General features: G+C 72.0%; 23 protein-coding genes, 1 tRNA gene and 2 pseudogenes. 12 read left to right on the plus strand and 14 right to left on the minus strand.

The genetic code is table 11. From position 1 onward, the window contains the following. Window positions 1-332: 332 nt before the first annotated feature. Window positions 333-500 (minus strand): hypothetical protein, encoded by a 168-nt coding sequence (locus ACFYML_RS23615; protein WP_387422716.1) that lies wholly within the window; start codon window positions 498-500, stop codon window positions 333-335. Window positions 501-627: 127 nt separating this feature from the next. Between ACFYML_RS23615 and ACFYML_RS23620 the strand changes: the two genes are divergently transcribed. Continuing rightward, window positions 628-1530, plus strand: coding sequence for an IS5 family transposase (locus tag ACFYML_RS23620; RefSeq protein WP_387422717.1), 903 nt, complete (start codon window positions 628-630; stop codon window positions 1528-1530). On the opposite strand, the gene ACFYML_RS23625 is transcribed toward ACFYML_RS23620, so the two are convergent. Next, window positions 1525-1908 (minus strand): DUF4265 domain-containing protein, encoded by a 384-nt coding sequence (locus ACFYML_RS23625; protein WP_387422718.1) that lies wholly within the window; start codon window positions 1906-1908, stop codon window positions 1525-1527. The two genes, ACFYML_RS23620 and ACFYML_RS23625, sit on opposite strands and share 6 nt — an antisense overlap. Before the next feature lie 230 nt (window positions 1909-2138). On the opposite strand from ACFYML_RS23625, the gene ACFYML_RS23630 reads away from it, so the two are divergent. Together ACFYML_RS23630 and ACFYML_RS23635 are read left to right on the plus strand one after the other, a co-directional pair. After that, on the plus strand, window positions 2139-2681 hold the full coding sequence (locus tag ACFYML_RS23630) for a hypothetical protein (protein ID WP_387422719.1): 543 nt from the start codon (window positions 2139-2141) through the stop codon (window positions 2679-2681). A gap of 96 nt (window positions 2682-2777) precedes the next feature. Further along, window positions 2778-3089, plus strand: a complete 312-nt coding sequence (locus tag ACFYML_RS23635; protein WP_387422720.1) for a tyrosine-type recombinase/integrase — start codon at window positions 2778-2780, stop codon at window positions 3087-3089. 488 nt (window positions 3090-3577) lie between these two features. On the opposite strand, the gene ACFYML_RS23640 is transcribed toward ACFYML_RS23635, so the two are convergent. The 7 genes and pseudogenes from ACFYML_RS23640 to ACFYML_RS23670 all read right to left on the minus strand — a co-directional run bounded on the left by ACFYML_RS23640 (window position 3578) and on the right by ACFYML_RS23670 (window position 9195). Then, window positions 3578-4312, minus strand: a complete 735-nt coding sequence (locus ACFYML_RS23640) for an HAD family hydrolase (RefSeq protein WP_387422721.1) — start codon at window positions 4310-4312, stop codon at window positions 3578-3580. A 370-nt stretch (window positions 4313-4682) separates the two neighbouring features. Then, window positions 4683-4757: transfer RNA gene (locus tag ACFYML_RS23645), tRNA-Val, on the minus strand. Between the two features lie 82 nt (window positions 4758-4839). Further along, window positions 4840-5307: a peroxiredoxin gene (locus ACFYML_RS23650; protein ID WP_387422722.1), complete on the minus strand. Its 468-nt coding sequence runs from the start codon at window positions 5305-5307 to the stop codon at window positions 4840-4842. Window positions 5308-5385: 78 nt separating this feature from the next. Next, window positions 5386-5823, minus strand: a complete 438-nt coding sequence (locus tag ACFYML_RS23655) for a DUF3052 domain-containing protein (RefSeq protein ID WP_357434900.1) — start codon at window positions 5821-5823, stop codon at window positions 5386-5388. 111 nt (window positions 5824-5934) lie between these two features. After that, complete coding sequence (locus ACFYML_RS23660) at window positions 5935-7746, minus strand: transketolase C-terminal domain-containing protein (RefSeq protein WP_387422827.1); 1812 nt, start codon at window positions 7744-7746, stop codon at window positions 5935-5937. Beyond that, window positions 7726-8661: pseudogene (locus ACFYML_RS23665) on the minus strand (transketolase); the annotation flags it as partial. The pseudogene ACFYML_RS23665 and the gene ACFYML_RS23660, both read right to left, overlap by 21 nt. A gap of 51 nt (window positions 8662-8712) precedes the next feature. Then, complete coding sequence (locus ACFYML_RS23670; protein WP_387422723.1) at window positions 8713-9195, minus strand: MarR family winged helix-turn-helix transcriptional regulator; 483 nt, start codon at window positions 9193-9195, stop codon at window positions 8713-8715. 92 nt (window positions 9196-9287) lie between these two features. Between ACFYML_RS23670 and ACFYML_RS23675 the strand changes: the two genes are divergently transcribed. Further along, entirely contained in the window at window positions 9288-9875 is a 588-nt protein-coding gene (locus ACFYML_RS23675) for an NADPH-dependent FMN reductase (protein WP_387272399.1), read from the plus strand. 106 nt (window positions 9876-9981) lie between these two features. Here the strand turns inward: ACFYML_RS23675 and ACFYML_RS23680 are convergent, their stop codons facing one another. Beyond that, a complete protein-coding gene (locus ACFYML_RS23680; protein WP_387422724.1) occupies window positions 9982-10386 on the minus strand; it encodes a YjbQ family protein in 405 nt (134 codons plus the stop codon). 208 nt (window positions 10387-10594) lie between these two features. Between ACFYML_RS23680 and aceE the strand changes: the two genes are divergently transcribed. Further along, window positions 10595-13339, plus strand: a complete 2745-nt coding sequence (gene aceE / locus ACFYML_RS23685) for a pyruvate dehydrogenase (acetyl-transferring), homodimeric type (RefSeq protein ID WP_387422725.1) — start codon at window positions 10595-10597, stop codon at window positions 13337-13339. 153 nt (window positions 13340-13492) lie between these two features. Here the strand turns inward: aceE and ACFYML_RS23690 are convergent, their stop codons facing one another. Then, window positions 13493-13939 (minus strand): SRPBCC family protein, encoded by a 447-nt coding sequence (locus ACFYML_RS23690; protein ID WP_073833776.1) that lies wholly within the window; start codon window positions 13937-13939, stop codon window positions 13493-13495. Between the two features lie 184 nt (window positions 13940-14123). On the opposite strand from ACFYML_RS23690, the gene ACFYML_RS23695 reads away from it, so the two are divergent. The 3 genes and pseudogenes from ACFYML_RS23695 (at window position 14124) to gltX (ending at window position 18181) form a co-directional block, all read left to right on the plus strand. After that, entirely contained in the window at window positions 14124-15452 is a 1329-nt protein-coding gene (locus ACFYML_RS23695) for a GH1 family beta-glucosidase (RefSeq protein ID WP_387422726.1), read from the plus strand. Then, window positions 15449-16724, plus strand: a pseudogene (locus ACFYML_RS23700) (MFS transporter). The gene ACFYML_RS23695 and the pseudogene ACFYML_RS23700 overlap by 4 nt, the downstream one beginning before the upstream one ends. A gap of 47 nt (window positions 16725-16771) precedes the next feature. After that, window positions 16772-18181: a glutamate--tRNA ligase gene (gene gltX / locus ACFYML_RS23705; protein ID WP_387422727.1), complete on the plus strand. Its 1410-nt coding sequence runs from the start codon at window positions 16772-16774 to the stop codon at window positions 18179-18181. Window positions 18182-18257: 76 nt separating this feature from the next. On the opposite strand, the gene ACFYML_RS23710 is transcribed toward gltX, so the two are convergent. Continuing rightward, a complete protein-coding gene (locus tag ACFYML_RS23710; protein ID WP_387422728.1) occupies window positions 18258-18854 on the minus strand; it encodes a copper resistance protein CopC in 597 nt (198 codons plus the stop codon). 225 nt (window positions 18855-19079) lie between these two features. Here ACFYML_RS23710 and ACFYML_RS23715 point away from each other — a divergent pair, with 225 nt between their 5' ends. After that, a complete protein-coding gene (locus ACFYML_RS23715; protein WP_387422729.1) occupies window positions 19080-19745 on the plus strand; it encodes a hypothetical protein in 666 nt (221 codons plus the stop codon). 22 nt (window positions 19746-19767) lie between these two features. Here the strand turns inward: ACFYML_RS23715 and ACFYML_RS23720 are convergent, their stop codons facing one another. After that, window positions 19768-20694, minus strand: coding sequence for an NADP-dependent oxidoreductase (locus tag ACFYML_RS23720; RefSeq protein ID WP_073833777.1), 927 nt, complete (start codon window positions 20692-20694; stop codon window positions 19768-19770). 78 nt (window positions 20695-20772) lie between these two features. Continuing rightward, window positions 20773-21108 carry a hypothetical protein gene (locus ACFYML_RS23725; protein ID WP_387422730.1) on the minus strand — a complete coding sequence of 112 codons (336 nt, stop codon included), beginning with the start codon at window positions 21106-21108 and terminating at the stop codon, window positions 20773-20775. A gap of 156 nt (window positions 21109-21264) precedes the next feature. On the opposite strand from ACFYML_RS23725, the gene ACFYML_RS23730 reads away from it, so the two are divergent. The 3 genes from ACFYML_RS23730 to ACFYML_RS23740 all read left to right on the plus strand — a co-directional run bounded on the left by ACFYML_RS23730 (window position 21265) and on the right by ACFYML_RS23740 (window position 24848). Beyond that, the gene (locus ACFYML_RS23730; protein WP_387422828.1) at window positions 21265-22659 is read left to right on the plus strand and encodes a PucR family transcriptional regulator; all 1395 of its coding nucleotides are present in this window, start codon (window positions 21265-21267) and stop codon (window positions 22657-22659) included. Between the two features lie 78 nt (window positions 22660-22737). Next, window positions 22738-23907: an acyltransferase domain-containing protein gene (locus ACFYML_RS23735; protein WP_387422731.1), complete on the plus strand. Its 1170-nt coding sequence runs from the start codon at window positions 22738-22740 to the stop codon at window positions 23905-23907. Next, on the plus strand, window positions 23904-24848 hold the full coding sequence (locus tag ACFYML_RS23740; protein ID WP_387422732.1) for a beta-ketoacyl-ACP synthase III: 945 nt from the start codon (window positions 23904-23906) through the stop codon (window positions 24846-24848). Before ACFYML_RS23735 ends, ACFYML_RS23740 begins: the two co-directional genes overlap by 4 nt. The last annotated feature ends 35 nt before the right edge of the window (window positions 24849-24883 follow it).

Below are 24883 nucleotides of genomic sequence, written 5' to 3' on the forward strand. Positions count from 1 at the left end.
CACCTCCCACAGCCTGATGCGTTGGGAGACAGCGTGCCTGACGGCTCCTCAGAACCGATGGATTACACGATCAACGTTCAAAGACGCGGCACTAGCACGTCGTAGGTGCCCGCAAGTGTCACGCAGGTCCTGACATCGATGTGTCACGCAGGTCCCGAGACCGGACATCGCCGGCAGCCGGTGTCCGACTCCGGTTGATGGTTGACACCGTCTACGACGCCGGCACTCCGATCGCGGCCGTTCCCCGCCGCAGCACCACGGAGGCCCTCACGGTCCGCGACAGGACGCGCGCATCGCGGCTAGATGAGTGCGTCCGCCGACGGCATTTCGGGTCAGGCGGTAATCCACCAGCCGAGTGGCTGGCCGTCCTCGTCGTAGACGTTTCCGTACTCCCAGGGACAGCCCTGTTCGGCGGTCCAGCTGTTCACGGCGTCCTCGACTGCGGCGAAACCTGCAGCGGCCGGCACGGTGATCACGATGAACCGTCCGTCCGCAGGCATCTCGACTAAGGCGCGTTTCGTAAGTGGGCGTGGGCCGGGTGAGATCACGGCGTGGCGGTGATCGATAACTGAAGAGGTCTCCGGTAAGTGGGTTAGCGACCAAGCAAACCTGAATACCGGAGACCTCGTGGCCAGCCTAGCGGCGGCGGCGCGGCATGACCTGAGCGACATCCAGTGGCAGCACCTGCACCCGTTGCTGCCTGCGGAATCGTCGCGGGGAAGACCGTGCAAGTGGACCAGACGACAGATCATCGACGGCATACGGTGGCGGGTACGCACCGGTGCACCGTGGCGTGACGTGCCCGCGAACTACGCCCCATGGCAAACGCTGTATCGATGGTTCCGCCGCTGGCAGCGTGATGGCACCTGGGCCCGCGTCCTGGCCGGGCTGCAAGCCGCCGCCGATACGGCCGGGCGGATCGACTGGACCGTCAGCGTCGACTCCACGATCAGCCGCGCCCATCAACACGCGGCCGGTGCCCGTCGTGACGGCGATCAGCAGAAAGAACCACCCGGCGGGATCCAAGCCGAGCCTGCCGATCATGCGCTGGGCCGTTCGCGAGGCGGATGGACCACCAAGACTCACCTTGCCTGCGAACAGGGCCGCAAGGTCCTGGCCACCGTCGTCACGGCTGGGCACCGCGCTGACAGCCCGCAGTTCACCACGGTGCTCGACCGCATCCGGGTCACCCGGCCCGGGTCCGGTCGGCCCCGAACCCGCCCGCAGCAGGTCCTGGCGGACCGGGCCTACACGTCCAGGGCCAACCGCGCCTACCTGCGCCGACGTGGAATCAAGGCCTGCATTCCGAGCAAGAGCGACCAAGATGCCCACCGCCTCGCGAAAGGCTCCCGCGGCGGCCGGCCACCCGCCTTCAATCCTGAGATCTACCGCCGGCGCCACGCCGTGGAATGCGGCATCAACCAGCTCAAGCAGCACCGCGCCATGGCCACCCGCTACGACAAGCTGGCCGTGCGCTACGAAGCCACCCTGGCCATTGCCGCCATCAACCAGTACCTCCGGGCCTTATGAAACACGGGCTAGCCCGTCGAGATGCGTGAACACGGTGGTGAGCGCAGCGATGCTGTCGCCGGACGGCGGCGTGGGTGGATACAGCACGAGGCACAGGTTGCCGCCACGCCGCAGCACTTCGAAACTGCCATCGTGCCTGACGCGGATGCGGTCGCCAGCTGCGCATCCGTGGGTCAGCCCAGGGCTGGCAAGGACCTCGTAGACCCCTTGCTCCACCATCGCTGCCGGGATCAGCTCGTAGCAAGGCTGGCCGGATGAGGCCGTGCCGGCGAGCAGCCGGACATGCGGATGACACTGCTCGACAACGTCCTCCTGCACAAGCGGCATTGTCCATGAGCCGACGCCCGCACCACCGACGAGGGTCGAAGGCACGGTCATCGGCATGTGAGTACGGCCGATCGGGTGTCACCGCCTGTAACCAGGACGACTAAGCAACCAAGGCCGACTGTCGTGCATGTGCTGGGACGGATCCGTCAGGCATGTGGTGGAACTCGACACCGGCAGCCGGCCGCCGGTGGCCTGTGGTCGGCACAGCGAGGCTCCCAAGGGCCCCGCCGTGGTTTAGTGTCACGCCCGTGAATGGGAAGCATGTTCGACGGTGGGCGCTGGTGCTCGTCCCGCTGCTCCTGGCGGCGTCCGGCGTCTTCGCTCTGCGGTGGCTGTCAGTGCCCGACCCGCGGAAGCTGCCCGAGCCATTCCGGGAGCAGCTCGCATCGCTTGTGGTGGACGCAATCGAACACGACCCGACCTTTAACCCGGGGCACAACCAGGATGCATGGCCGGTCTGCGCCGCCTCGGTGTTCGGGGTGGCGCCCGACTCGGCTGACGCCGTTGACGAGGTCCGCACGATCTACACGTTGGCGTACTGCAGGTACCTCAGCAAGGCAGACGTTGCGAAGGGACCTGATACCGACCTCAGCTCGCTCCCCGGAGTGTCGATGCCGATCGCCGTGGGGCTGGGACCGCCTGTCACCTATCAGGAACCGGAAGACGGAGAAGGGGCATACCCCGACAGCATCCGGCGAATCTTTCCGAAACCCCTACAGGCGGCTGCGTTCCGCGCCGAGCCCGACCCGTCAATGCAAACCGCACTAGACGAACGCATCATGCGCCTGCTGTCCTCGCCGGTACCCTCGCCCTCGCACTCCTGACACCCAACATCCGGCATCAATCCGTCACGCATCAAGTGCAGCCCGACAAGCCGGCAGCCGGCCGCCTAGGCTGCGTCTCCCACCTCGTAGGGATGTGTGTCGGCCGGGTCGTACGGCTGGTCGGCCAACTCCACCGCCTGCGAGTACCACCCGTCGACCAGCAGGATGTTCAGGCTGGGTGGTCCGGACTTCGCGGCTCTCCGGGAGGCGGCCGGCTGTCCCGACGTAAGGCTGCACGATCTCCGGCACACCGTCGTGTCCCTGCTGATGGATCTGGGCGTCCCGCCGCACGTCGTCCAGGCCGTCGCTCGGCACGCGGACGTGAAGATCACCCTGAAGATCCACTCGCACGCCAACCTTGACGTCATGCGCCAGGCGCTCGGCAAGCTCGACGGGCGACTGTCATGAGCCCGGTTGCTGTCATCGCTGCTGGCACCGTTCCGAGGAACGATCTTCTCGGGGCGGTTTCTGCTGGTCGTACCTGGTGGGCGCGGCAGGTTTCGAACCTGCGACCCCTCGCTTGTAAGGCACTTCCGGCAAGAGTCGCACCGTCCGCTGCTTCGACCGGGAGTGCCTTGTTCTGGCAGAGGCACTGAGCCAAGTGTGGGGGCCGGTGGAGCGGGTGGAGTTAAGCCCGGTCCTAGAGCGCTCGATGCAGGGCGAGACGGTCCCGGCCCTTGCTGGCGTCCATTCCAACTTTGTGCCTTCGCTGTCCGCCTGGCACTTTGAAGATCGCAGCGTCTGGGTCGGCGTCGGCCAGTGGGACAGGGAGCTTCCAGTCGTTCTAGTGGCCGCAGCTGGTGATCTGTAACCGTTGAAGCGGAACTTAGGTGCGCCCTCCCGTGGCCTACGGCAGCCTGGTCGGCACGCTGGTCACGTCCCGTTTTGGGCTCACGTCATTGGTCGCTGGTTGCCAGCGTTTCACCCTGTCTTGTGCCCCGTATGTGCCCGGACGGCTCCATGACCTTGAACGGCTCTCGGAGTATGGCGGGCAGGTCGGCCAAGGTAGCGATAACCGGCCCGCCCCAACTGGGGTCGGTGTCGTTGTGCTCCGTGGTCCGGAAGACAGTCATACCGACCGCTGCCGCCCCGGCCAGCTCACCGTCTGAACCGTCGCCAACAAAGATGCACTCCGCCGGCCCAACGCCCAAGCCCTCAGCAGCAAGGTGATAGATCGCCGGGTCTGGCTTGGATAGCCCGACGTCGCAGGAGAAGACCGCGACGTCGAACCGGTGGGCGAGCCGGCTCTGCGGCCATGCCTCGGCAGTGTCCGAGGTGGCGTTGCTGATCAGGGCCAGCGGATGCCCGTCGTCGCGTAGCGCGTCGAGCACGTCCAGGGTGGCGGTCGAGACACTGTCCAGCACCCGGCGCCCGAGGGCTCGCCGATGTTCACCGGCCCGTGTCACCTCTTCGTTGGTTGGTGCGCCGCCGAGGCGTCCGGCGAGAATTCGGATGGTCTCCTCCACGTCCCACCGGACCATCCGGTCCCGCCAGGTGGCGTGGTACGCGGCGACCAGCGCGGCCGGAGCCACCCCGACCATGACCGCCATCTCGCCGACCACCCGGTCACGCTCGTCGTCGGCACCATGGATCAGGGTGTGGTAGAGGTCGAAGATCACTGGCCGAGGCATGCGAGCATCCTACTGAGATCGTCAGCGCTCTCACCTTGCCTGCCATCCCGTCTGAGTCCGACCCGCCCGTCTGGGGAGCGGGCCGCCGCCCGACCCGCCACGTCAAGTGGACCTTGACGCACGTACGGACGCTGCCGGAACAGACTGAGTCGGCTCTCGTGTCACGGACCGCGCCCCCGGCGGACACCGCCACAGTGGCGCGTTTGACCCAACCTCGCCCGGCACGAACCCGGCTCCCGGGGTCGGAGCTGGCCCTGCGGAAGCTGGGCGAGGCGTTCGATCTGAGCAACTGATGTCAGAGTTGGATGTCAGGCACTCCGCCCGACCCGGGACGTCACTCGGGTGCGGGCGGATTTGCCTGTTCAGACGGTGGTGGGCGCGGCAGGTTTCGAACCTGCGACCCCTCGCTTGTAAGGCGAGTGCTCTCCCACTGAGCTACGCGCCCGGAACGCCCGTGCGGCGGGCCGGAGTTCGGCAAGCTTACCTGCCGGCCTCCGACCCGGTCGAACGGCGTACCTGGGGTGGGATCAGGCGGCGACGGACTCGGCCAGGGCCTTGCGCCAGCCCTGCTGATCACGGGCCTCCCCGGGCATGTTCATCTCGGCGAACCGGACCACGCCGGCCTTGTCGATCACGAACGTGCCGCGGTTGGCGATGCCCGCCACGTCGTTGAAGACGCCGTACGCCTGAGCCACCGCGCCGTGCGGCCAGAAGTCGGCCAGCATCGGGAACTGGTAGCCCTCCCGGTCGGCCCAGATCTTGTGGCTGTAGACGGAGTCGACGCTGACGGTCAGCACCTGGACGTCGTCGTTGACGTACTCGTCGAGGTTGTCCCGCACCTCGCAGAGCTCACCCTGGCAGATGCCGGTGAAGGCGAGCGGGTAGAAGACCAGCAGCACGGTGCGCCTGCCACGGAAGTCGGAGAGCCGGACCTCCTGGTTGTTCTGGTCCTTGAGCACGAAGTCCGGCGCCTCGGCGCCAACCTCGATGGGCATGCGAGCTCCTTGGGTCGAGTCTGGAGATGGTCAGCCTGCCACACCCGGCGGCACCGGCCGCCGGGTGCGTACGGTCGCCTACTTCTTGCCCTTGGACCCGCGTCGGAGCACGAGGCGGGCCCCGCTCCAGTCCCGGCCCGCGTTGATCGTGGAGGTCTGCTGGAGGCCGGCGGTCTGGGCGCTCTCGGCCACCTCGCTCGGCTCGACGTGACCGTCCCGGCCTGCCTTGGGCGTCAGGAGCCAGACCACGCCGTTGTCGGCCAGCGGTCCGAGGGCGTCGACGAGGAGCTCGAAGAGGTCACCGTCGCCGTCGCGGTACCAGACGAGAACCGAGTCGACCACCTCGTCGGTGTCCTCGTCGACCAGCTCCCCACAGCGGTCGGTCAGGGCGTCTCGGAGATCCTGGTCGACGTCGTCGTCGTAGCCGATCTCCATGACGACCATCCCCGGCTCGATCCCGAACCGGTCCGCCAGGCTGCGTACCCCGTCGGCGGCCTGACCAGCGGTCGCGCTCACTGTCGCGTGCCTCCTCATCTCATCCCTGCTCGCGGCGTCGTCCGACGCCGTTCCGCCCAGTCCACACAGTTGTGGCTCGCCGCGCAAGTGGCGCACCGGGTGGAACGGAATTTACCGCGCCAGCAGCGTACGGGCACCCTGGGTAATGGCTTCCGCAGAGACCAGAACCTGACGCGCTGCCGGACCCAATGGTACAAACGAGTCAAGTCCGGCAACTCGTCGCGCCGCACCCACGTATCCGCCGTCCACGAGGGCGGCGAGCACGCCCTCGCCCACCCCGCCCGACCGGCGCGTCTCGTCGACCACCAGCACCCGGCCGGTGGCCGACGCCTCCCGGACGATGTCCGCCACCGGCAGCGGGGCGAGCCAGCGCAGGTCCACCACCCGGATCCCGATCCCCTCGTCGGCCAGGGCGGCCGCCGCCCGCAGCGACATCCGTACGCCGTTGCCGAAGGTGATGATCGTGATGTCCTCGGCGGAGCCGACCCCGTACACCCGGGCCCGGCCGATCGGCACGTGCCCGGCGGCCCAGGCGCCCGGCGGGGCGTACTCGGCCAGCCATTCGCCGTCGCCGTCGGCGTAGAGGTCGCGGGTGTGGTAGAGCGCGATCGGCTCCAGGAAGGCGCAGACGCTGCCGTCCACCGCCGCCGCGGCCAGGCAGGTCCGGAGCATGGGCGCGGCGTCGTCCGGCCGCGCCGGCACCGCGACCACCAGCCCCGGCACGTCCCGGAGTACGGCCACCGAGTTGTCGTTGTGGAAGTGCCCGCCGAACCCCTCCTGGTAGGCCAGCCCGGCCACCCGGACCACCATCGGGTTGCGGAACGCCCCCCGGGAGAAGAACCGCATGGTGGCCGCCTCGCCCCGCAGTTGGTCCTCGGCGTTGTGCAGGTACGCCAGGTACTGGATCTCCGGCACCGGCAGCATCCCGGCGACGCCGGCGCCCAGCCCGAGCCCGAGGATCGAGGTCTCGTCGAGCAGCGTGTCGAAGACCCGGGCCCCACCGAACCGGTCCCGCAGTCCCTTGGTCACCCCGTACACCCCGCCCTTGGCGGCGACGTCCTCGCCGAAGACGGCCATCCCCGGGTGGTCCAGCATCCCGTCGGCGAGCGCCGCGTTGATGCTCTGCGCGAGGGTGAGCGGACCGGCCAGCTCCGGCGGCTTGCCGCCGAACGCCTCGGCCCGGGCGCCCGCGTTCGGCCCGGCCGCCCGGTCCGCCGCGTCGGCCACCGCGCGGAAGATCCGTACCGGCCGGCGCGGGGCCAGCTCCGCCACCACCTCGGCCGGGGACGCCAGCTTCGGCTCGTCGAGCACCTCCTCGGCGATCCGGCGGATCTGCCAGCCGCGCTCGTCGTACCGGGCCAGCAGTTCCTCGCTGGTGGCGTAGCCCGCCGCCACCAGCAGCCGGGCGGTGGCCAGCAGGGGGTCCCGCGCGACGTCCGCGGCGATCTCGGCCGGGCTCCGGTACGCGGTCTCCGCGTCGGCCCCGGCGTGCCCCATCAGCCGTACGGTGGTCAGGTGCAGCACCGCTGGCCGCCGGTGCCGGCGTACCCAGGCCGCCGCCTCCCCCGCCACCCGGTAGGCCTCGGCCGGATCGCTGCCGTCGGCGGCGAAGTAGCGGATCCCCGGCTTGGCGCGCAGCGTGGCGGCCACCCAGCCCTTCGGGGAGCGGACGCTGATGCCCAGCCCGTTGTCCTCGCAGACGAAGAGCACCGGGATGCGCAGTCCGGTGTGGTCGTACCAGCCGGCGGTGTTGAATGCGGCCGTCGCGGTGGCGTGGTTGACCGAGGCGTCGCCGAATGAGCAGACCACGATCGCGTCCGGCGGCCACGGCGAGCCGGTGGCGGAGTCCCCGCCGGCCTCGGCCGTCGTCCCCGGCACCCGCCGGCTGCCGACCCGGCGCAGCCGCTCGATGGCGAGCCCCATGCCGACCGCCCGCGGGAGGTGGGACGCGATCGTCGAGGTGGTCGGGATGACCGCGAGGTCCGCCCGGCCGAACACCTTGTGCCGGCCCCCGGCGATCGGTTCCTGCGCCGAGGCGACCATCCCGCGCAGCACGTCCCGAGCCGCCTCCGCGTACGCGTCCGCGGGGTCCGGCGCGGGCAGCGCCGGCCGGGCGGCGGCCACGGCCACCCCGGCCTCGGCCAGCGCCGGGTGACGGTCCGGGTGGTCGCCCGATCGGGTGGGTACGCCGGTGTCCGGCTCCGGCCGGACGGCGACGGGCGGGGTCTCCGGCCGCTCGGCCGGCACGCCATCCGCGGTCGACGCCGGGGACGTCTCGGCGCCGCCGGCCGTGGACTCGGCGGAGTCGCCGCCCGGCGTCGCGGACGCGTTCCCGCCGGGTGCCGCATCCGACGGCCCGGAGGGCAGGCTCTCGACGTCGCGTCGGGGATCGGGTATCCGCGCCGCGGCGGTGGTCCGCGCACCGGGTTCAGCGTCCTCGGGGTCGTCGTCGCCGGCCGGCTCGGCGTCGGCGAGGGCGATCGGGAAGCCGCCCGCCGCCTGGGCGGCGCGCAGGCAGTAGAAGGCCCCGGACCGGTAGTGCAGCAGGGCGGGATCGGTCGGCCGCAGGGCGGCGGCCACCGCGGCGTTGCCCTCGTGGCCCGCCGAGCCGATGGTGTAGTAGCCCTCGCCGAAGCTGCGCAGCCACCGCCCGGCGAGGTCGAGCAGGCGGCTGGTCAGCTGGGCGTCGAAGAGGGCCAGCGCCTGCGCTCCGGTCAACGACGCGCCGTCGGGCAGCGGTTCACCCAGGTCACGCCGCTGGGCGGGCGCCTCGAGCGCGGCCAGGGCCGCCCGGAACCGGTCGTCGAGATCTTGCGGGGTGGTCACGTCGGACAGCATTACCGACGAAGGGTCACCTCGCCCACCCGGACACGTTCCGCCTGCCGGGGATCAGGCCTCGCCGCACTGCTCCGGGCAGCCGCCGTCGGAGACCTTCCAGACCAGCTCACGCAGGGTGGCCAACTCCTCGGTGCTGAGCCCGCCGAGGAGTCGGGAGTCCGACATCACCTGACGCACCCGGTCCCGGACGCGCCGGCCGGCCTCGGTCACCACCAGCGTCTTCTGCCGCCGGTCGGCCGGGTCGACCCGGCGCTCCACCAGCCCGGCCTGCTCCAGCTTGTCGACCAGGGCGGTGACGTTGGACCGGTCGCAGCGCAACTGCTCGGCCAGGTCCCGGCCGGGCAGCGGCCGCTCGGGGTCGAGCTCGTGCAGGGCCCGGGCGGCGGCCGGGGTGAGCCCCAGCGCGGCGATCTCCTCGTCCTGGTAGTGCCGGATCGCCGAGGCGATGTGCAAGATCCGGCGCACGGTGTCCCCGGCCAGGCCGGAGCGGTCGGCCGCGACCGGGCCGGCGGGGGAGACGAAGGGTTGCGCCATACCTCACATCGTACTTGCCAACCAATGGTTGAACTGCTCAACTGTTGACGAGCTCACGCAAGTGCGTCGAGCATCGTCACTGGAGGCGCACCATGTCCGAATTCTCCGTCCTGGCCCTCTCCGGCAGCCTGCGCGAGGCGTCGTTCAACTCCGCCCTCATCCGGGCGGCGCAGCGGCTCGCGCCAGCGGGCATGACCATCGAGCGGTACCGCGACCTCGGCGCCGTCCCGCCCTTCAACGAGGACGTCGAGCCGGCGCCGCCGGCCGCCGTGGTGGACCTGCGGGAGCGGATCGCCGCCGCGGACGCCCTGCTCATCGCCACTCCGGAGTACAACTACGGGGTTCCCGGCGTACTCAAGAACGCCCTCGACTGGGCCTCCCGGCCGAGCTTCCCGATCACCTCGTGGGTCTCGCCGCTCGCCCACAAGCCGATCGCCATCGTCGGCGCCGCCCCGACCGGGATGGGCACCGTCCGGGCCCAGCTCCAGCTCCGCCAGCTCTTCCTCTGGACCGACTCCGCCGTGGTCACCAAGCCGGAGATCATCGTGACCAACGCCCACGAGAAGCTCGGCCAGGACGGCACGGTCAAGGACGAGACGACGGAGACCCTCCTCCGCACCCTCCTCGACGCCCTGGCCACCAAGATCCGCGTCACCCACCTGGCCGCCACCGCCGCCTGACCGCGAGCCGGGCGTGCAGGTTCCCGGAAGGATTGGTCATCCGACGCGGGATGGCCACTCCTTCCGGGAATGCGCGCCCATCCGGGGCGCGGCGGGCGGGACGCGGTCAGGCGGGCAGGAAGGAGAAGCGGACCTTGCGGGTGGGGTTGTCGCCGTTGGTGTCGACCAGGCAGAGGGACTGCCAGGTGCCCAGCGCCAGCCGCCCACCCAGCACCGGCAGCGTCGCGTACGGGGGGACGAAGGCGGGCAGCACGTGGTCCCGGCCGTGCCCGCGCGAGCCGTGCCGGTGCCGCCAGCGGTCGTCGGTCGGCAGCAGGTCGTCGAGCGCGCGCAGCAGGTCGTCGTCGGAGCCGGAGCCCGTCTCGATGAGGGCCAACCCGGCGGTGGCGTGCGGCACGAACACGTGCAGCAGGCCGTCGCCCTGCCCGGAGACGAACTGCTCGGCCTCGGCGGTGATGTCCCGGACGGCCGGCCGGGACCCGGTCTGGACGCTGATCTCCTCACTACGCATAGGGCGCATTCTGCCGCAGCCGGCCGCAGCGCGCCGCGAACCGGGCGCGGGGGCGGGCGCGCTGCTAGCGCATCCCTGGATCGCCCTAAGTTACCGGCGGGTACCTGTGTTCAGCGTCGCGTCTGGGGCAGGGAGACGTGACGGCATGCGCCACGAGGGGGCAGGATGGCGCTAGAGACCTATCCCACACAGAACCGAGGGAACGCCTGTGGCTACGGAACGCAAGCGCCCGGTGATCACCGCTGGTCTGCCGAGCCAGCTTCCGGACATCGACCCTGAAGAGACCAGCGAATGGGTCGAGTCGCTCGACGGTGTCATCGACGAGCGCGGGACAAAGCGCGCCCGCTACGTCATGCTGCGCCTGCTGGAGCGGGCCCGCGAGCGCCAGGTCGGGGTGCCGTCCCTGACCACCACCGACTACATCAACACCATCCCGCCGGAGCGCGAGCCGTGGTTCCCGGGTGACGAGCACATCGAGCGGCGGATCCGGGCGTACATCCGGTGGAACGCCGCCATGCTGGTGCACCGGGCGCAGCGTCCCGAGATCGGCGTGGGCGGCCACATCTCCACCTTCGCCAGCTCGGCGTCGCTCTACGAGGTCGGCTTCAACCACTTCTTCCGGGGCAAGGACCATCCGGGCGGCGGCGACCACATCTTCTACCAGGGCCACGCCTCCCCCGGCATGTACGCGCGGGCCTTCATGGAGGGCCGGCTCAGCGAGGACCAGCTCGACGGCTTCCGCCAGGAGCTGTCGCACCCGGGCGGTGGGCTGCCGTCGTACCCGCACCCGCGGCTGATGCCGGACTTCTGGGAGTTCCCCACCGTCTCGATGGGCCTCGGGCCGATCAACGCGGTCTACCAGGCCCGGTTCAACCGCTACCTGCACCACCGGGGCATCAAGGACACCTCGCAGCAGCACGTCTGGGCGTTCCTCGGCGACGGTGAGATGGACGAGGTGGAGTCGCTCGGCGCGATCGGCGTGGCCGCCCGCGAGGAGCTGGACAACCTCACCTTCGTGATCAACTGCAACCTGCAGCGGCTGGACGGCCCGGTCCGGGGCAACGGCAAGGTCATGCAGGAGCTGGAGGCGTTCTTCCGGGGCGCCGGCTGGAACGTGATCAAGGTGGTCTGGGGCCGGGAGTGGGACCCGCTGCTCGCGGCGGACACCGACGGTGCCCTGGTCAACCTGATGAACACCACGCCCGACGGCGACTACCAGACCTACAAGGCGGAGTCCGGGGCGTACGTCCGGGAGCACTTCTTCGGCCGCGACCCGCGCACCCGCAAGATGGTCGAGCACCTCAGCGACGACGAGATCTGGAACCTCAAGCGGGGTGGCCACGACTACCACAAGCTCTACGCGGCCTACAAGGCGGCGATGGAGCACACCGGCCAGCCGACGGTGATCCTGGCCAAGACCATCAAGGGCTGGACGCTCGGGTCGCACTTCGAGGCCCGCAACGCCACCCACCAGATGAAGAAGCTGACGCTGGAGGACCTGAAGCTCTTCCGCGACCGGCTCTACCTGGACATCCCGGACAAGCAACTGGAGGAGAACCCGTACCTCCCGCCGTACTACCACCCGGGTGAGAAGTCCGAGGAGATCGAATACCTGCACGAGCGGCGGAAGCAGCTCGGCGGCTACCTGCCGACCCGGCGGACCACCGGCAAGGTCCTCCAGATCCCGGGCAGCGAGCGCTTCTCCGACGTCAAGCGGGGCTCGGGCAAGCAGAAGGTGGCCACCACCATGGCCTTCGTCCGCCTGCTCAAGGACGTGATGAAGGACAAGGAGTTCGGCAAGCGGTGGGTGCCGATCATCCCGGACGAGGCGCGCACCTTCGGCATGGACTCGCTCTTCCCGACCGCGAAGATCTACTCGCCGCACGGCCAGCGGTACACCTCGGTGGACCGGGACCTGTTCCTGTCCTACAAGGAGGCCACCGGCGGCCAGATCCTGCACGAGGGGATCAACGAGGCCGGCTCGGTCGCCTCGTTCACCGCGGCCGGCACCTCGTACGCCACCCACGGCGAGCCGATGATCCCGATGTACATCTTCTACTCGATGTTCGGGTTCCAGCGGACCGCCGACGGGCTGTGGGCCGCGGCCGACCAGATGGCGCGGGGCTTCCTGCTCGGCGCGACCGCCGGCCGGACCACGCTCAACGGTGAGGGCCTCCAGCACGAGGACGGTCACTCGCTGCTGATCGCCGCCACCAACCCGGCGGTGGTCGCCTACGACCCGGCGTTCGCGTACGAGATCGCGCACATCATGGAGAACGGCCTGCACCGGATGTACGGCGAGGCGCAGGAGAACATCTTCTACTACCTCACCGTCTACAACGAGCCGATCTTCCAGCCGGCCGAGCCGCAGGGCGTGGACGTCGAGGGCATCGTCAAGGGCATCTACCGCTACTCCCCCGCGCCCCAGGTCGGCGGGGACGCGCCGAAGGCGAACATCCTCGCCTCCGGCACCGGCATGCAGTGGGCGCTCAAGGCGCAGCAGCTGCTCGCCGAGGACTGGGGCGTGGCCGCCGACGTCTGGTCGGTGACCTCCTGGACCGAGCTGCGCCGGGACGCGGTGGAGTGCGAGGAGCACAACCTGCTCAACCCGGGCGCCGAGCAGCGGGTGCCGTACATCCAGCGGAAACTGGCCGACGCCGAGGGGCCGAAGGTCGCGGTCAGCGACTGGATGCGCGCGGTACCGGACCTGATCGCCCGCTGGGTACCCGGCGACTACACCTCGCTCGGCACCGACGGCTTCGGCATGTCGGACACCCGGCACGCGCTGCGCCGGCACTTCCACGTGGACGCCGAGTCGGTGACCGTCGCGACGCTGCGCCAGCTCGCCCTCCGCGGCGCGGTGCCGGCCCACGTGCCGGCCGAGGCCGCCCGGAAGTACGCGCTGGAGGACGTCAACGCCGCCCCGGTCGGCGAGACCGGCGGCGACAGCTGACCCATCCGGTACGAAGGGCCCGGCGCACCCGCGCCGGGCCCTTCGTCGTCTCTGGTGGTGCTCCTCGGCTGCCGGCACAGTGGACGATGGTCCGGCGTCCCTGGCGGGGACGCCGGACCATCACCATCGCGGGCGACGCCGGGACCGGCTGGGTCAACCGACGGCGGCCAGGTCGGTCAGCCGGGCCAGCGAGTCCTCCAGGTCGGCGCCGACCCGACGCAGGCCGAGCCGGAGCAGGGCGGCCTTGACCGGCCCGGCGGGCCACCGTACGACGATGAGCCGCACGACCGTCCCGCCCTCCTCCTCGTCCGGGGTCAGCTGCACGTAGATCTCGGTGCGCGCCTCGGCCCGGGCGCCGGCGCCCCTGGCCCGTTCGCGCCACCCGATCAGGGTCGGCTCCTGGTAGGCGATCACCTCGGCCTCGTGCGCCGCGCCGCGCCCGGCCTGGACCAGTTGTCGCCGGCCGAAGCCCTCCCCCGAGAGGACCTCGGCCGCGCGGACCCCCGCCAGCCAGGCCGGCAACTGCTCGGCCCGCTGCACGACGCCCCAGACCGCTTCCACCGGCGCCATCACGTGCGCACTGCGTTCCACGAGGATCATGTCGTCTTCCCCCACTAAGGACATCCGCGATATTACGCACTGTATGCGCAAAAACGGACTTACCCGGACGGGTTCGGAAAAGACACGCCGAAAACCCTTGCACCAGCCGGCCTCCCCGGCCTATGGCGCATCACCGGTCCGCGTCCTAGAGTCCCGAACACGATTCGTGTTTCCGGGAGGGCGAATGACGACCGCGCCGATGCCCGAGTTCCCCAGCGGTTTCCGATGGGGAGTGTCCACCTCCGCATACCAGATCGAGGGCGCGGCCGGCGCCGACGGCCGGGGACCGTCCACCTGGGACACCTTCGCCCACTCCCCCGGCCGGATCGCCGACGGCAGCACCGGCGACGAGGCGTGCGACCACTACCACCGGTACGCCGAGGACGTCGCGCTGCTCGCCGGGCTCGGGGTGTCCGCCTACCGGTTCTCCATCGCCTGGCCCCGGGTGCAGCCCACCGGCACGGGCGCGGCCAACCCGGCCGGGCTGGACTTCTACGAGCGGCTGGTGGACCGGCTGCTCGACCAGGGCGTGGACCCGGTGGCCACCCTCTTCCACTGGGACCTGCCGCAGGCCTTGGAGGACGCCGGCGGCTGGCTCAACCGCGACACCGCCCACCGCTTCGCCGAGTACGCCGACCTGGTCGCCGCCCGCCTCGGCGACCGGGTGAAGCTCTGGATCACCCTCAACGAACCGTTCATCCACATGAGCCTCGGGCACGGCATGGGCGTGCACGCGCCCGGCCGGGTGCTGCTCTTCGACGCCTTTCCGGTGGCCCACCACCAGCTCCTCGGGCACGGCCTCGCGGTCGCCGCGCTGCGCGCCCGCAGCACCGGCCCGGTCGCCATCGCGAACAACTACTCCCCCGTGCGGCTGGCCGGGGACACCGACGCCGACCGGGCCGCCGGGGTGGCGTACGACGCGCTGCACAACCGGCTCTTCACCGACCCGCTGCTCGGCCAGGGTTATCCGGAGGTGCCAGGCCTCGACCCCGCGCTGGTCCACGCCGGGGACCTCGACGTGATCGCCGCCCCGGTCGACGTGCTCGGGGTGAACTACTACAACCCGACCGGCATCCGCGCCGCCGAGGAGGGCTCGCCGCTGCCGTTCGAGATCGTGCCGCTGACCGGCTACCCCCGGACCGCGTTCGACTGGCCGGTGGCCCCGGACGGGCTCCGCGACCTGCTGCTCCAGCTCCGCGACCGGTACGGGGACCGGCTGCCGCCGATCCAGGTCACCGAGAGCGGCTGCGCGTACGACGACGGGCCGGACGCCGACGGCCGGGTGCACGACCCGGAGCGGATCGCGTACCTGGCCGGGCACGTGCGGGCGGTCCGCGAGGCGATCGACGCCGGGGTCGAGGTGACCGGGTACTTCGTCTGGTCCCTGCTGGACAACTGGGAGTGGGCGGAGGGCTTCACCAAGCGGTTCGGCCTGGTGCACGTCGACTACGCCACCCAGCGGCGTACGCCGAAGTCGTCGTACGCCTGGTTCCGCGATCTGGTGCGACGATGACCACGGTCAACCCGACGCCGGCCGCACTGCCGGCGGCGCTGGCCGAGCCGACCGTGCCGGTCCGGCGAGGCTGGATCGCACTGATCTTCGCGGCCAACCTGGGCGTCTGGATGGCCTTCTTCACCCCGATCCAGGTGCTGCTGCCGCAGCAGGTGGAGCGGATCGCGCCGGGCGACAAGGAGGCCATGCTCGCGGTCGTCACCGGACTCGGCGCGCTCGCCGCGGTGCTGGCCAACCCGCTCGCCGGCGCGCTGTCCGACCGGACCGTGCTCCGGCTGGCGGGCCGGCACCTCGGCCGGCGGCACGTGTGGACCGCGTCCGGCGCGGTGCTCGGCGCGCTCGCCCTGGTGCTGCTGGCCCGGCAGGACAGCATCGCCGGAGTGGCGATCGGCTGGGTGGCCGCGCAGGTGTGCTTCAACGATGCTGGCCAGCCTCACCGCCGCCATCCCGGACCGGGTGCCGGTCGCCCAGCGCGGCGGCGTCTCCGGCTGGGTGGGCATCCCGCAGGCGCTCGGCCTGGTGCTCGGGGCGGTGCTGGTCACCGCCGTGGTCACCGGCAACGCCGCCGGGTACGCCGCCGTCGCCCTCGCCGTGCTGCTGCTGTCGCTGCCGTTCGCGCTGCTCACCGAGGACGACCCGCTGCCCCGGGAGCACCGCCCGGCGCTGCGGTTGCGCGGGCTGCTCGCCTCGATGTGGATCAGCCCGCGCCGGCACCCCGACTTCGCCTGGGCCTGGTTCACCCGGTTCCTGGTCCAGACCGGCAACGCGCTGGGCACGCTCTACCTGCTGTACTTCCTCACCGACGGGGTGCGCGTGCCCGACCCCGAGGGCGCGCTGCTGGCGCTGATCCTGCTCTACACGCTCGGCATGATACTGACCGCGGTGGTGGCCGGGCGCCTGTCGGACCGGTCCGGCCGGCGCAAGGTCTTCGTGATCGTCTCCGGGCTGATCATGGCGGTGGCGGCCCTGCTGCTGGCCGTGGCACCGGTCTGGCCGATGGCGGTCACCGCCGCGCTGCTGCTCGGCGCCGGCTACGGCGTCTACCTGGCGGTGGACGCGGCGCTGATCACCCAGGTGCTGCCGGCCGCCACCGACCGGGCCAAGGACCTCGGAGTGATCAACATCGCCAACTCCGCGCCGCAGGTGCTCGGCCCGGCCCTCTCCGCCCCGATCGTCGTCCACCTGGGCGGCTACCCCACCCTGTACGCGGTCACCGCGGCGGTCACCCTGCTCGGCAGCGCCCTGGTGCTGAAGATCAGATCGGTACCCTGACCGCCCCCTCGCTCAAATCGGCTCGCCGCCCGCCGTAGGCTGGGGACGTGACGGTACGTGTACGCTTCGCCCCTTCCCCGACCGGTATGTTCCACGTCGGCGGCGCCCGCTCGGCGCTGCAGAACTGGATCTACGCCAAGCAGCAGGGCGGGGTGTTCGTGCTCCGCATCGAGGACACCGACGCGGCCCGCAACAAGCCGGAGTGGACCGAGGGCATCCTGTCGGCGCTCGACTGGATCGGCATCGAGCGGGGCAGCTACGAGGGCCCGTACTTCCAGTCGTCGTACGCCGGTGAGCACCGCGCCGCGGCCCAGCGGCTGTACGAGAGCGGCCGGGCGTACTACTGCGACTGCACCCGCGAGGACGTGCAGGCGCGCACCGGCTCCCAGTACGCCGGGTACGACGGCTTCTGCCGGGACCGCGGGCTCGGGCCCGGCGCGGGGCGGGCCCTGCGCTTCCGTACCCCGGACGAGGGCGAGACCGTGGTGGTCGACCTGATCCGCGGCGAGCCGACCTTCGAGAACAAGCTGATCGAGGACTTCGTCATCGCCCGCGGTGACGGCTCGCCGGTGTTCCTGCTCGCCAACGTGGTCGACGACATGACCATGGGGATCACCCACGTGATCCGGGCCGAGGAGCACCTGCCCAACACCCCGAAGCAGCAGCTGCTCTGGGACGCCCTCGGGGTCAAGCCGCCGGTCTGGGCGCACGTGCCCGTGGTGGTGAACGAGAAGCGGCAGAAGCTGTCCAAGCGGCGGGACAAGGTCGCCCTGGAGGCGTACCGGGACGAGGGCTACCTCGCCGAGGCGATGCGCAACTACCTGATGCTGCTCGGCTGGGCTCCCTCCGGCGACCGGGAGATCGTGCCCTGGTCGGTGATCGAGGAGGAGTTCCGGCTGGATGAGGTGAACCCCTCCCCGGCGTTCTTCGACGAGAAGAAGCTGCGCGCGTTCAACGGCGAGTACATCCGCGCGCTGCCGGTGGAGGACTTCATCGGCGCCTGCCAGCCGTGGCTGACCGGCACCGGCACCATCGCCCCGCCCCCGTGGCAGCCGGAGGAGTTCGACCCGGCCGCGTTCGCCGCGGTGGCGCCGCTGGCGCAGACCCGGATCGCGGTGCTCAGCGAGATCGTGCCGAACGTCGACTTCCTCTTCCTGGCCGACCCGCTGATCGACGAGGCGGCCTGGGCGAAGGCGATGAAGGAGGGCGCGGCCGACCTGCTGGACGCGGCGATCGCCGCGTTCGAGGCGCTGGAGTCCTGGGACGCCGAGTCGCTGAAGTCCACGCTGGAGGCGGTCGGCGCGGAGCGGGGCCTGAAGCTGGGCAAGGCGCAGGCGCCGGTCCGGGTGGCGGTCACCGGCCGTACGGTCGGCCTGCCGCTCTTCGAGTCCCTCGAGGTGCTGGGTCGTGAGCGCGCCCTGACCCGGCTGCGCGCCGCCCGGTTGCGCCTGGTCTGACCTCGCATCGCGAAGGGGCCCGCCGGTCGTCCGGCGGGCCCCTTCGTCGTACGGCGGTGGAGAGCTGCCGGGTGGCTCAGCGGCGGGCGGAGCGCCTGCGCAGCAGCAGCCCGCCGCCCAGCGCGACGAGCGCCACCACCGCCGCGAGCGCCCACCACAGGCCGGTGCCGCCACCGTCGTCGGAGCGCGACGAAACCGGGGCGGGGTTCGCCGAGGTCGCCTCCGCCACCGGGGTCGGGGGTGCCAGGGTGGTCGGCGACGCACTGGCCGAGGGCGTGGCCGGGGCCACGCCGGTGGTCAGGGTGAAGCTGACCTGTCCCTTGATCGGGTGCCCGTCGGTCGAACCGACCTGGTAGGCGACCGTGTAGACGCCCGCCGGCCCGGGGGTGAACGGCACGCTCACCCGCTTGCCGGAGAAGGTCGGATCGCCGCCGGAGGCGGGGGCGTCATCCGGCCCGGTCACTGTGATCTTCGTCGTACCGGGCGACAGGGTGGCCAGGAAACGGAGCTCGATCCGCTTCGGCGCGGTCGCCACCTGGGCCCCGTTTTTCGGATCGCTGCCGGTCAACGAGTTGTGCGCGGCGGCGGGGCTGGCCGGCAGCAGCACGGCCCCCACCGCCACCCCGAGAACCACCAGCCAGGTACGCGCCGCACGGACCATCGTGCCCCCCATGAGCCCCTCCGTCCGGGTACGATCCGGCCGCTGATCAACGGCCGCTCACATTAGTCGGCCACAGATCACAGATAGTTCCAAATACTCTTCCAGCAGCTGCAACCGAATGACGTTCTGCGGAGTCTTTGAGGTGGGCACCGGTTCTCGCCGGGTGGCCACCACCGTCAGCCGATACAGCGTGACCTGCAGCGGAAGCCAGCCATCGAACGGGGCGAGGAGGCGGCGATGATCCGGAGGGTGTCGCGACTGCTGGTGGCCGTGACGGGGGCGGTGCTCGCGACCACGTGCACGCTGCTCCTGAGCGGCCCGCCGGCGGCCCGGGCGGCCGGGCCCGGACCCAAGCTCGCACCGGCCGGGGTGGACATCACCGGCGACCAGCTGGACCAGCCGCTGCAGCTGCGCGCCGACACCCAACCCGCCCAGGTGAACGCGGTCATCGACCAGGTGAGCTGGCTGGCCCGGACCGGGCAGCAGCGCGGCCCGGCCGCGCAGGACCTCGGTCCGAAGTACACCGTCGTGGTGCTGACCGCCGGAGTGCCGGTGAGGACCTACGACCTCTACCCGCTCGCCAAGGGCGGGCCCCGGATCTACCGGCCCGCCAAGCAGCCCGACCTGAGCAAGGCCCGGGCCGGCTGGTTCTTCGGCCGGCTGAACATGTCCGAGACGCTGCGCTCCGTCGGTGTGCCGCTGGAGCGGCAGTTCGACACGCTCAGCGGTGGTCTCGGCGGCGGCGAGCGGGTCCTCCCGGAGGACACGCTGGACCCGGTGCAGGACATCGACGCGGCCATGACCGAACTGCAGCGACTGCTGCTGCTCAACGTCGGGGTGGTGGTGGTCATCACCGCCGGGCTCGCCGGGATCGCGCTGCTGGTCCGCCGCCGCACCCGCTGAGCCGGTCGCCCCGGTGCCCGGCTCAGACCTCCAGCACCACCTTGCCCCGGACGTGCCCCGCCGCCACCAGGCGCTGCGCCTCGGCGGCCTCGGCCAGCGGGAAGGTCCGGGCCACGTGCACGGTGAGCCGGTCGGCGTCGACCAGCCCGGCCAGCACGCTCAGGTCGGCGGTGGACGGCTTCACGAAGAGGTAGCTGCCGCCGAGCCGGGTGACATGCTCCGGGTCGGCGGTGGAGACCAGCCGGGCCGGCCGGGCGAGCAGCTCGGCCGAGACGTCCAGCGCCTCGCCGCCGAAGAGGTCCAGCGCCACGTCCACCCCGTCGGGCGCGACCGCGCGGATCCGGTCCAGCAGGCCGGCGCCGTAGCTGACCGGTTCGGCGCCCAACGACCGGACGAAGTCGTGGTTGGCCTCGCTGGTCGTGCCGATCACCTTGCCGGCGCCGAGCGCCCGGGCCAACTGCACCGCCAGGTGGCCCACCCCGCCGGACGCGCCGTGCACCAGGACCGTGTCGTTGGCGCCCGTCCGGGCCAGCTGCAACGCCTGGTACGCGGTCAGCCCGGCCAGTGGCAGGCCACCCGCCTCCGGCCAGGACGCCTGGACCGGCTTGTCGGCGAGGCACCGCTCCGGGGCGGGCACCAGCTCGGCGTACGTGCCGTGCTGGACGTCGTCGCGGCGGACGTACCCGATCACCTCGTCGCCCACCGCGAAGCCGGTCACCGCCGGGCCGACCGCCTCGACCACCCCGGCCGCGTCCCAGCCGGGCACCAGCGGGAAGTGCGCCGGCATGCCGCCGGCCAGGTGGCCCTCGCGGACCTTCCAGTCGACCGGGTTCACCCCGGCGACGCGCACCCGGACCAGGACCGTGTCCGGCCCGACCGGCGGGGTGGGCAGCTCGCGCAGGGTGAGCTGGTCCGCCGAGCCGTACGCGTCGATCGCGATCGCCTTCACGCTGCCCACGCTAGCGCTGAACAATGGCCCGGCTTGCCGGGCGGCGAAATTGTCGTGGCGAGGCGAGTCGGCGAGCGGTCAGCACCAGCGGCGCGGTGGCCGCTCCCGGCGGACCACACGGTTGCGGGGCCGCACCGCGCCGTGCTGGTGCGCCCCAGCCCAGCCGGGCAGGTCGCTGCAGCAGCCCTGGCTCGGCACCGGCTCGGGCAGGGCCGGCAACACCGGCTCGGTGGCCCGCTGCCGTGGCGCGGGCGGGTCGTCGTCCCCGCGCTCCGGCCCCCAGCCGGCGGGCGTCTCCGCCGGATGGGTCAGGCCGGCCCGGCGCGGGTGCTTGGCGGACACCGGCTGGTCGTGGGGCCCCGGCCGGCAGGGCTCACCCTGGGCGCAGCCGTTCTCGGCCTCCCCGTGCGCCATCCCGGTCTCCTCACGTTCGCCATCGCCCGCCCGACGGTCGCCCCGGGCGTGCCCTGACACCGTACTGGCCGGGCCCGACGGACTGAACAGCGCGTACCCGTGGAGATCCGCTGCGACCCGGGATCGGGCCGGGCGGGCGGCGTCCAGGTCGGCGCGGTGGCCACGGGATGCCGCCCGGTTCCAGGCCGGCCAGCACCTCGGGGCCGGGCGGGACCGACCGGGCCAGCGCGGCCGCCGCCCACCCTCGATGTGCCGGCCCTGGTCAGGGCATGTCAGGCTGGACCGGTGAGCGAACCGGGCGGCACCGAACTGCCGGCCACGCTGCGCCGGATCGAACGGGCGGCGGGGGCCCTGGCCACCGCCAGCGTGGCCCGGATGGACGAGGCGCTGCCCTGGTTCCGGGAACTGCCGGCGGACCAGCGGTCCTGGGTCATGCTGGTGGCCCAGGCCGGCGTCCGGTCGCTGGTGCAGTGGCTGCGCCAGGGCGGCGGCGCGACCGACAGCACCCAGGAGGTGTCGGACGAGGTCTTCGCCGCCGCACCCCAGGCCCTGGCCCGCTCGATCAGCCTCCAACAGACCGTCGCGCTGATCAAGGTGACCATCGAGGTGGTCGAGGAGCAGGTGGCGCACCTGGCCGCCGAGGGCGAGGAGCAGCCGCTGCGGGAGGCGGTGCTGCGCTTCTCCCGCGAGATCGCCTTCGCCGCCGCCCGGGTGTACGCCCGCGCCGCCGAGTCGCGCGGCTCGTGGGACGCCCGGCTGCAGGCGTTGCTGGTGGACGCGCTGCTGCGCGGCGACTCGCCGGACGTGTTGGCCAGCCGGGCGGCGGCGCTGGGCTGGACGGACGCGCCCCCGGTGGCGGTGGCGGTCGGACGCTCCCCCGGCGGCGAGGTGGCCGCCGTGCTGCACACCGTCTATCGGCAGGCCCGCCGGATCGGGGTCGAGGTGATCGGCGGCGTGCACGGCGACCGGCTGGTCATCGTGCTCGGCGGGGCGGCGGACCCGGTGACGGCGACCGAGAAGCTGCTGACCGCGTTCGGGGAGGGGCCGGTGGTGGTGGGTCCGGCCGTACCCAGCCTGGACGAGGCGACGGACTCGGCGCGGGCCGCGCTGGCCGGGTTCCGCGCGGCGCCGGCCTGGCCGACCGCCCCCTGCCCGGTGGCCGCCGCCGACCTGCTGCCCGAGCGGGCCCTGGCGGGTGACGCCGAGGCCCGCCGCCGGCTGCGCCACGACGTGTACGCGGCGCTGGTCCGCGCCGGGGGTGAACTGCTGGAGACCCTGGACGCCTTCTTCGCCGCCGGCGGCACGCTGGAGAGCGCCGCCCGGGCGCTCTTCGTGCACCCCAACACGGTGCGTTACCGGCTCAAGCGGGTCGCCGAGGTGACCGGCTTCTCGCCGTTCGCGCCGCGGGACGCGTTCGCCCTGCAGGTGGCGCTGACCGTGGGGCGGCTCGACCCGGTCGTCCCGGCCGTCGCACCGGTCCCGAACCAGGCATTGGCCCCAGGTGCCCGGAAAGCAGCACAGACAGGTGATGATCGTCGCCGATTTTTGTAGGGTTCCTCCAACGCTCCTAGTGCGGTTTGGTGCCGTGCGTTACAGCGCGACCCGCGAGTATCCGTCAGAGTCGTAGACGTGCTCGCCGTTCTCTCACCCGGACAGGGTTCCCAGAAACCCGGCTTCCTGACTCCCTGGCTCGACCTGCCCGGCGCCGAGGCGCGCCTGCGCTGGTGGTCCGCGCTCGCGGGAGTCGATCTGGTGCACCTCGGCACCCAGGCGGACGCGGACGAGATCAAGGACACCGCCCGCACGCAGCCGCTGCTCGTCGCGGCCGCGCTGCTCGCCGCGGAGCACCTGCCGATGTACGACGTCGCGCTGGTCGCCGGCCACAGCGTGGGCGAGCTGAGCGCCGCCGCCCTGGCCGGGGTGCTGCCCGCCGAGGCGGCCGTCACCCTCGCCGGCGTACGCGGCCGGGAGATGGCCGCCGCCTGCGCGCTGGAGCCCACCGGAATGGCCGCCGTGCTCGGCGGCGACCCGGACGAGGTGCTCGCCGCCATCGAGGCGCACGGGCTGCACCCGGCCAACCGCAACGGCACCGGCCAGGTCGTCGCCGCGGGCGCGGTGGCCGGCCTGGAGAAGCTGGCCGCCGAGCCGCCGGCGAAGGCCCGGGTCATCCGGCTCCAGGTCGCCGGCGCGTTCCACACCCCGTACATGGCCCCGGCCGAGGCGGCCCTGGCCACCGTGGCCGGCGGCATCGTGCCGGGCGACCCGGCCCGGATCCTGCTCTCCAACCGGGACGGCGCCGCCGTCAACCACGGCCGGGAGATGGTGCAGCGGCTGGTCCGGCAGGTCACCGCCCCGGTCCGCTGGGACCTGTGCATGCGGACCCTGGCCGACCTCGGGGTCACCGGCGTGATCGAGCTGCCGCCGGCCGGCACCCTGGCCGGCCTGGTCAAGCGCGAGCTCAAGGGCGAGGGGGCGCCCGAGATCGTCACCCTGAACACCCCCGCCGACCTGCCCGCCGCGCGGGACCTGATCGCCCGGCACAGCGGCCTGAGCGGCCACGAGCCGGCGATCCAGTTCCGGGTGGTGGTCTCCCCCGCCGCCGGGACCTTCGAGCCGCTGACCGGCCTGGCCGAGGGCACCGACCTGCGCGCCGGCCAGGTCATCGGCCACGTCGCCACCCGGCAGGGGCCGGTCGAGGTGACCGCGCACCACAGCGGGCTGCTCACCGAGTGGCTCGCCCACCACGACGACCCGGTCGCCCCGGGCCAGCCCCTCGCCCGCATCGGAGGACAGGCATGACCGGCAGCAGGATCGTGGCGATGGGGCACTACCAGCCCGCCCGCGTGGTGACCAACGACGACATCGCGCAGTTGGTCGACACCAACGACGAGTGGATCCGGGACCGGGTCGGCATCGTCACCCGGCGGATCGCCGGCGACGAGACGGTGGCCGACATGGCCACGGCCGCGGCCGGCAAGGCACTGGCCAACTCCGGCCTCAGCGCCGCCGACATCGACCTCGTCGTGGTCGCCACCTGCACCTCGATCGACCGTAGCCCGAACGTGGCCTGCCGGGTCGCCGCGAAGCTGGGCATCGCCGCCCCGGCCGCGTTCGACGTCAACACCGCCTGCTCGGGCTTCGCGTACGCGCTGGGCACGGCCGACCACGCGATCCGGGCCGGGGCGGCGCGCAACGCCCTCGTCATCGGCGCGGAGAAGCTCTCCGACTTCACCGACTGGACCGACCGCTCGACCTGCATCATCTTCGGCGACGGCGCCGGGGCCGCGGTGGTCACCGCGACCGCCGAGGGCGAGCCGGCCGGCGTCGGGCCGGTGGTCTGGGGCTCGGTGCCGGAGAAGAGCGACGCGGTCCGGATCGAGGGCTGGCGGCCGTACATCGCGCAGGAGGGGCAGGCGGTGTTCCGCTGGGCCACCACCGCGCTGGCCCCGCTCGCGCTGGAGGCCTGCGAGAAGGCCGGGGTGGCCCCGTCCGAGCTGGCCGCGTTCGTGCCGCACCAGGCCAACGCCCGGATCATCGACGGCATCGCCAAGCGGCTGAACATCCCCGACGCGGTCATCGCCAAGGACATCGTCGAGTCCGGCAACACCTCGGCGGCGAGCGTCCCGCTGGCCCTGTCCAAGCTGGTCGAGCGGCGTGAGGTGCCGGCGGGTGCGCCGGTGCTGCTGTTCGGCTTCGGCGGCGGTCTGACCTACGCCGGTCAGGTCGTCCGCTGTCCCTGAAGACCCCCTCCGGCGCGAGCGCCGCGAGGAGTGAC

This window comes from Micromonospora sp. NPDC007230, from assembly GCF_042869115.1.
Lineage (GTDB): Bacteria > Actinomycetota > Actinomycetes > Mycobacteriales > Micromonosporaceae > Micromonospora.

What these genes read in the sequence shown, in the direction of transcription:
- ACFYML_RS23680 (WP_387422724.1), bottom strand. Translation starts at nt 10,386, where the DNA reads ATGCGTAGTGAGGAGATCAGCGTCCAGACCGGGTCCCGGCCGGCCGTC.
- ACFYML_RS23660 (WP_387422827.1), bottom strand. Translation starts at nt 7,746, where the DNA reads ATGGGGCTCGCCATCGAGCGGCTGCGCCGGGTCGGCAGCCGGCGGGTG.
- ACFYML_RS23625 (WP_387422718.1), bottom strand. Translation starts at nt 1,908, where the DNA reads ATGACCGTGCCTTCGACCCTCGTCGGTGGTGCGGGCGTCGGCTCATGG.
- ACFYML_RS23695 (WP_387422726.1), top strand. Translation starts at nt 14,124, where the DNA reads ATGACGACCGCGCCGATGCCCGAGTTCCCCAGCGGTTTCCGATGGGGA.
- ACFYML_RS23725 (WP_387422730.1), bottom strand. Translation starts at nt 21,108, where the DNA reads ATGGCGCACGGGGAGGCCGAGAACGGCTGCGCCCAGGGTGAGCCCTGC.
- ACFYML_RS23710 (WP_387422728.1), bottom strand. Translation starts at nt 18,854, where the DNA reads ATGGGGGGCACGATGGTCCGTGCGGCGCGTACCTGGCTGGTGGTTCTC.
- ACFYML_RS23640 (WP_387422721.1), bottom strand. Translation starts at nt 4,312, where the DNA reads ATGCCTCGGCCAGTGATCTTCGACCTCTACCACACCCTGATCCATGGT.
- ACFYML_RS23715 (WP_387422729.1), top strand. Translation starts at nt 19,080, where the DNA reads ATGATCCGGAGGGTGTCGCGACTGCTGGTGGCCGTGACGGGGGCGGTG.
- ACFYML_RS23690 (WP_073833776.1), bottom strand. Translation starts at nt 13,939, where the DNA reads ATGATCCTCGTGGAACGCAGTGCGCACGTGATGGCGCCGGTGGAAGCG.
- ACFYML_RS23740 (WP_387422732.1), top strand. Translation starts at nt 23,904, where the DNA reads ATGACCGGCAGCAGGATCGTGGCGATGGGGCACTACCAGCCCGCCCGC.
- ACFYML_RS23650 (WP_387422722.1), bottom strand. Translation starts at nt 5,307, where the DNA reads ATGCCCATCGAGGTTGGCGCCGAGGCGCCGGACTTCGTGCTCAAGGAC.
- ACFYML_RS23615 (WP_387422716.1), bottom strand. Translation starts at nt 500, where the DNA reads ATGCCTGCGGACGGACGGTTCATCGTGATCACCGTGCCGGCCGCTGCA.
- ACFYML_RS23670 (WP_387422723.1), bottom strand. Translation starts at nt 9,195, where the DNA reads ATGGCGCAACCCTTCGTCTCCCCCGCCGGCCCGGTCGCGGCCGACCGC.
- ACFYML_RS23675 (WP_387272399.1), top strand. Translation starts at nt 9,288, where the DNA reads ATGTCCGAATTCTCCGTCCTGGCCCTCTCCGGCAGCCTGCGCGAGGCG.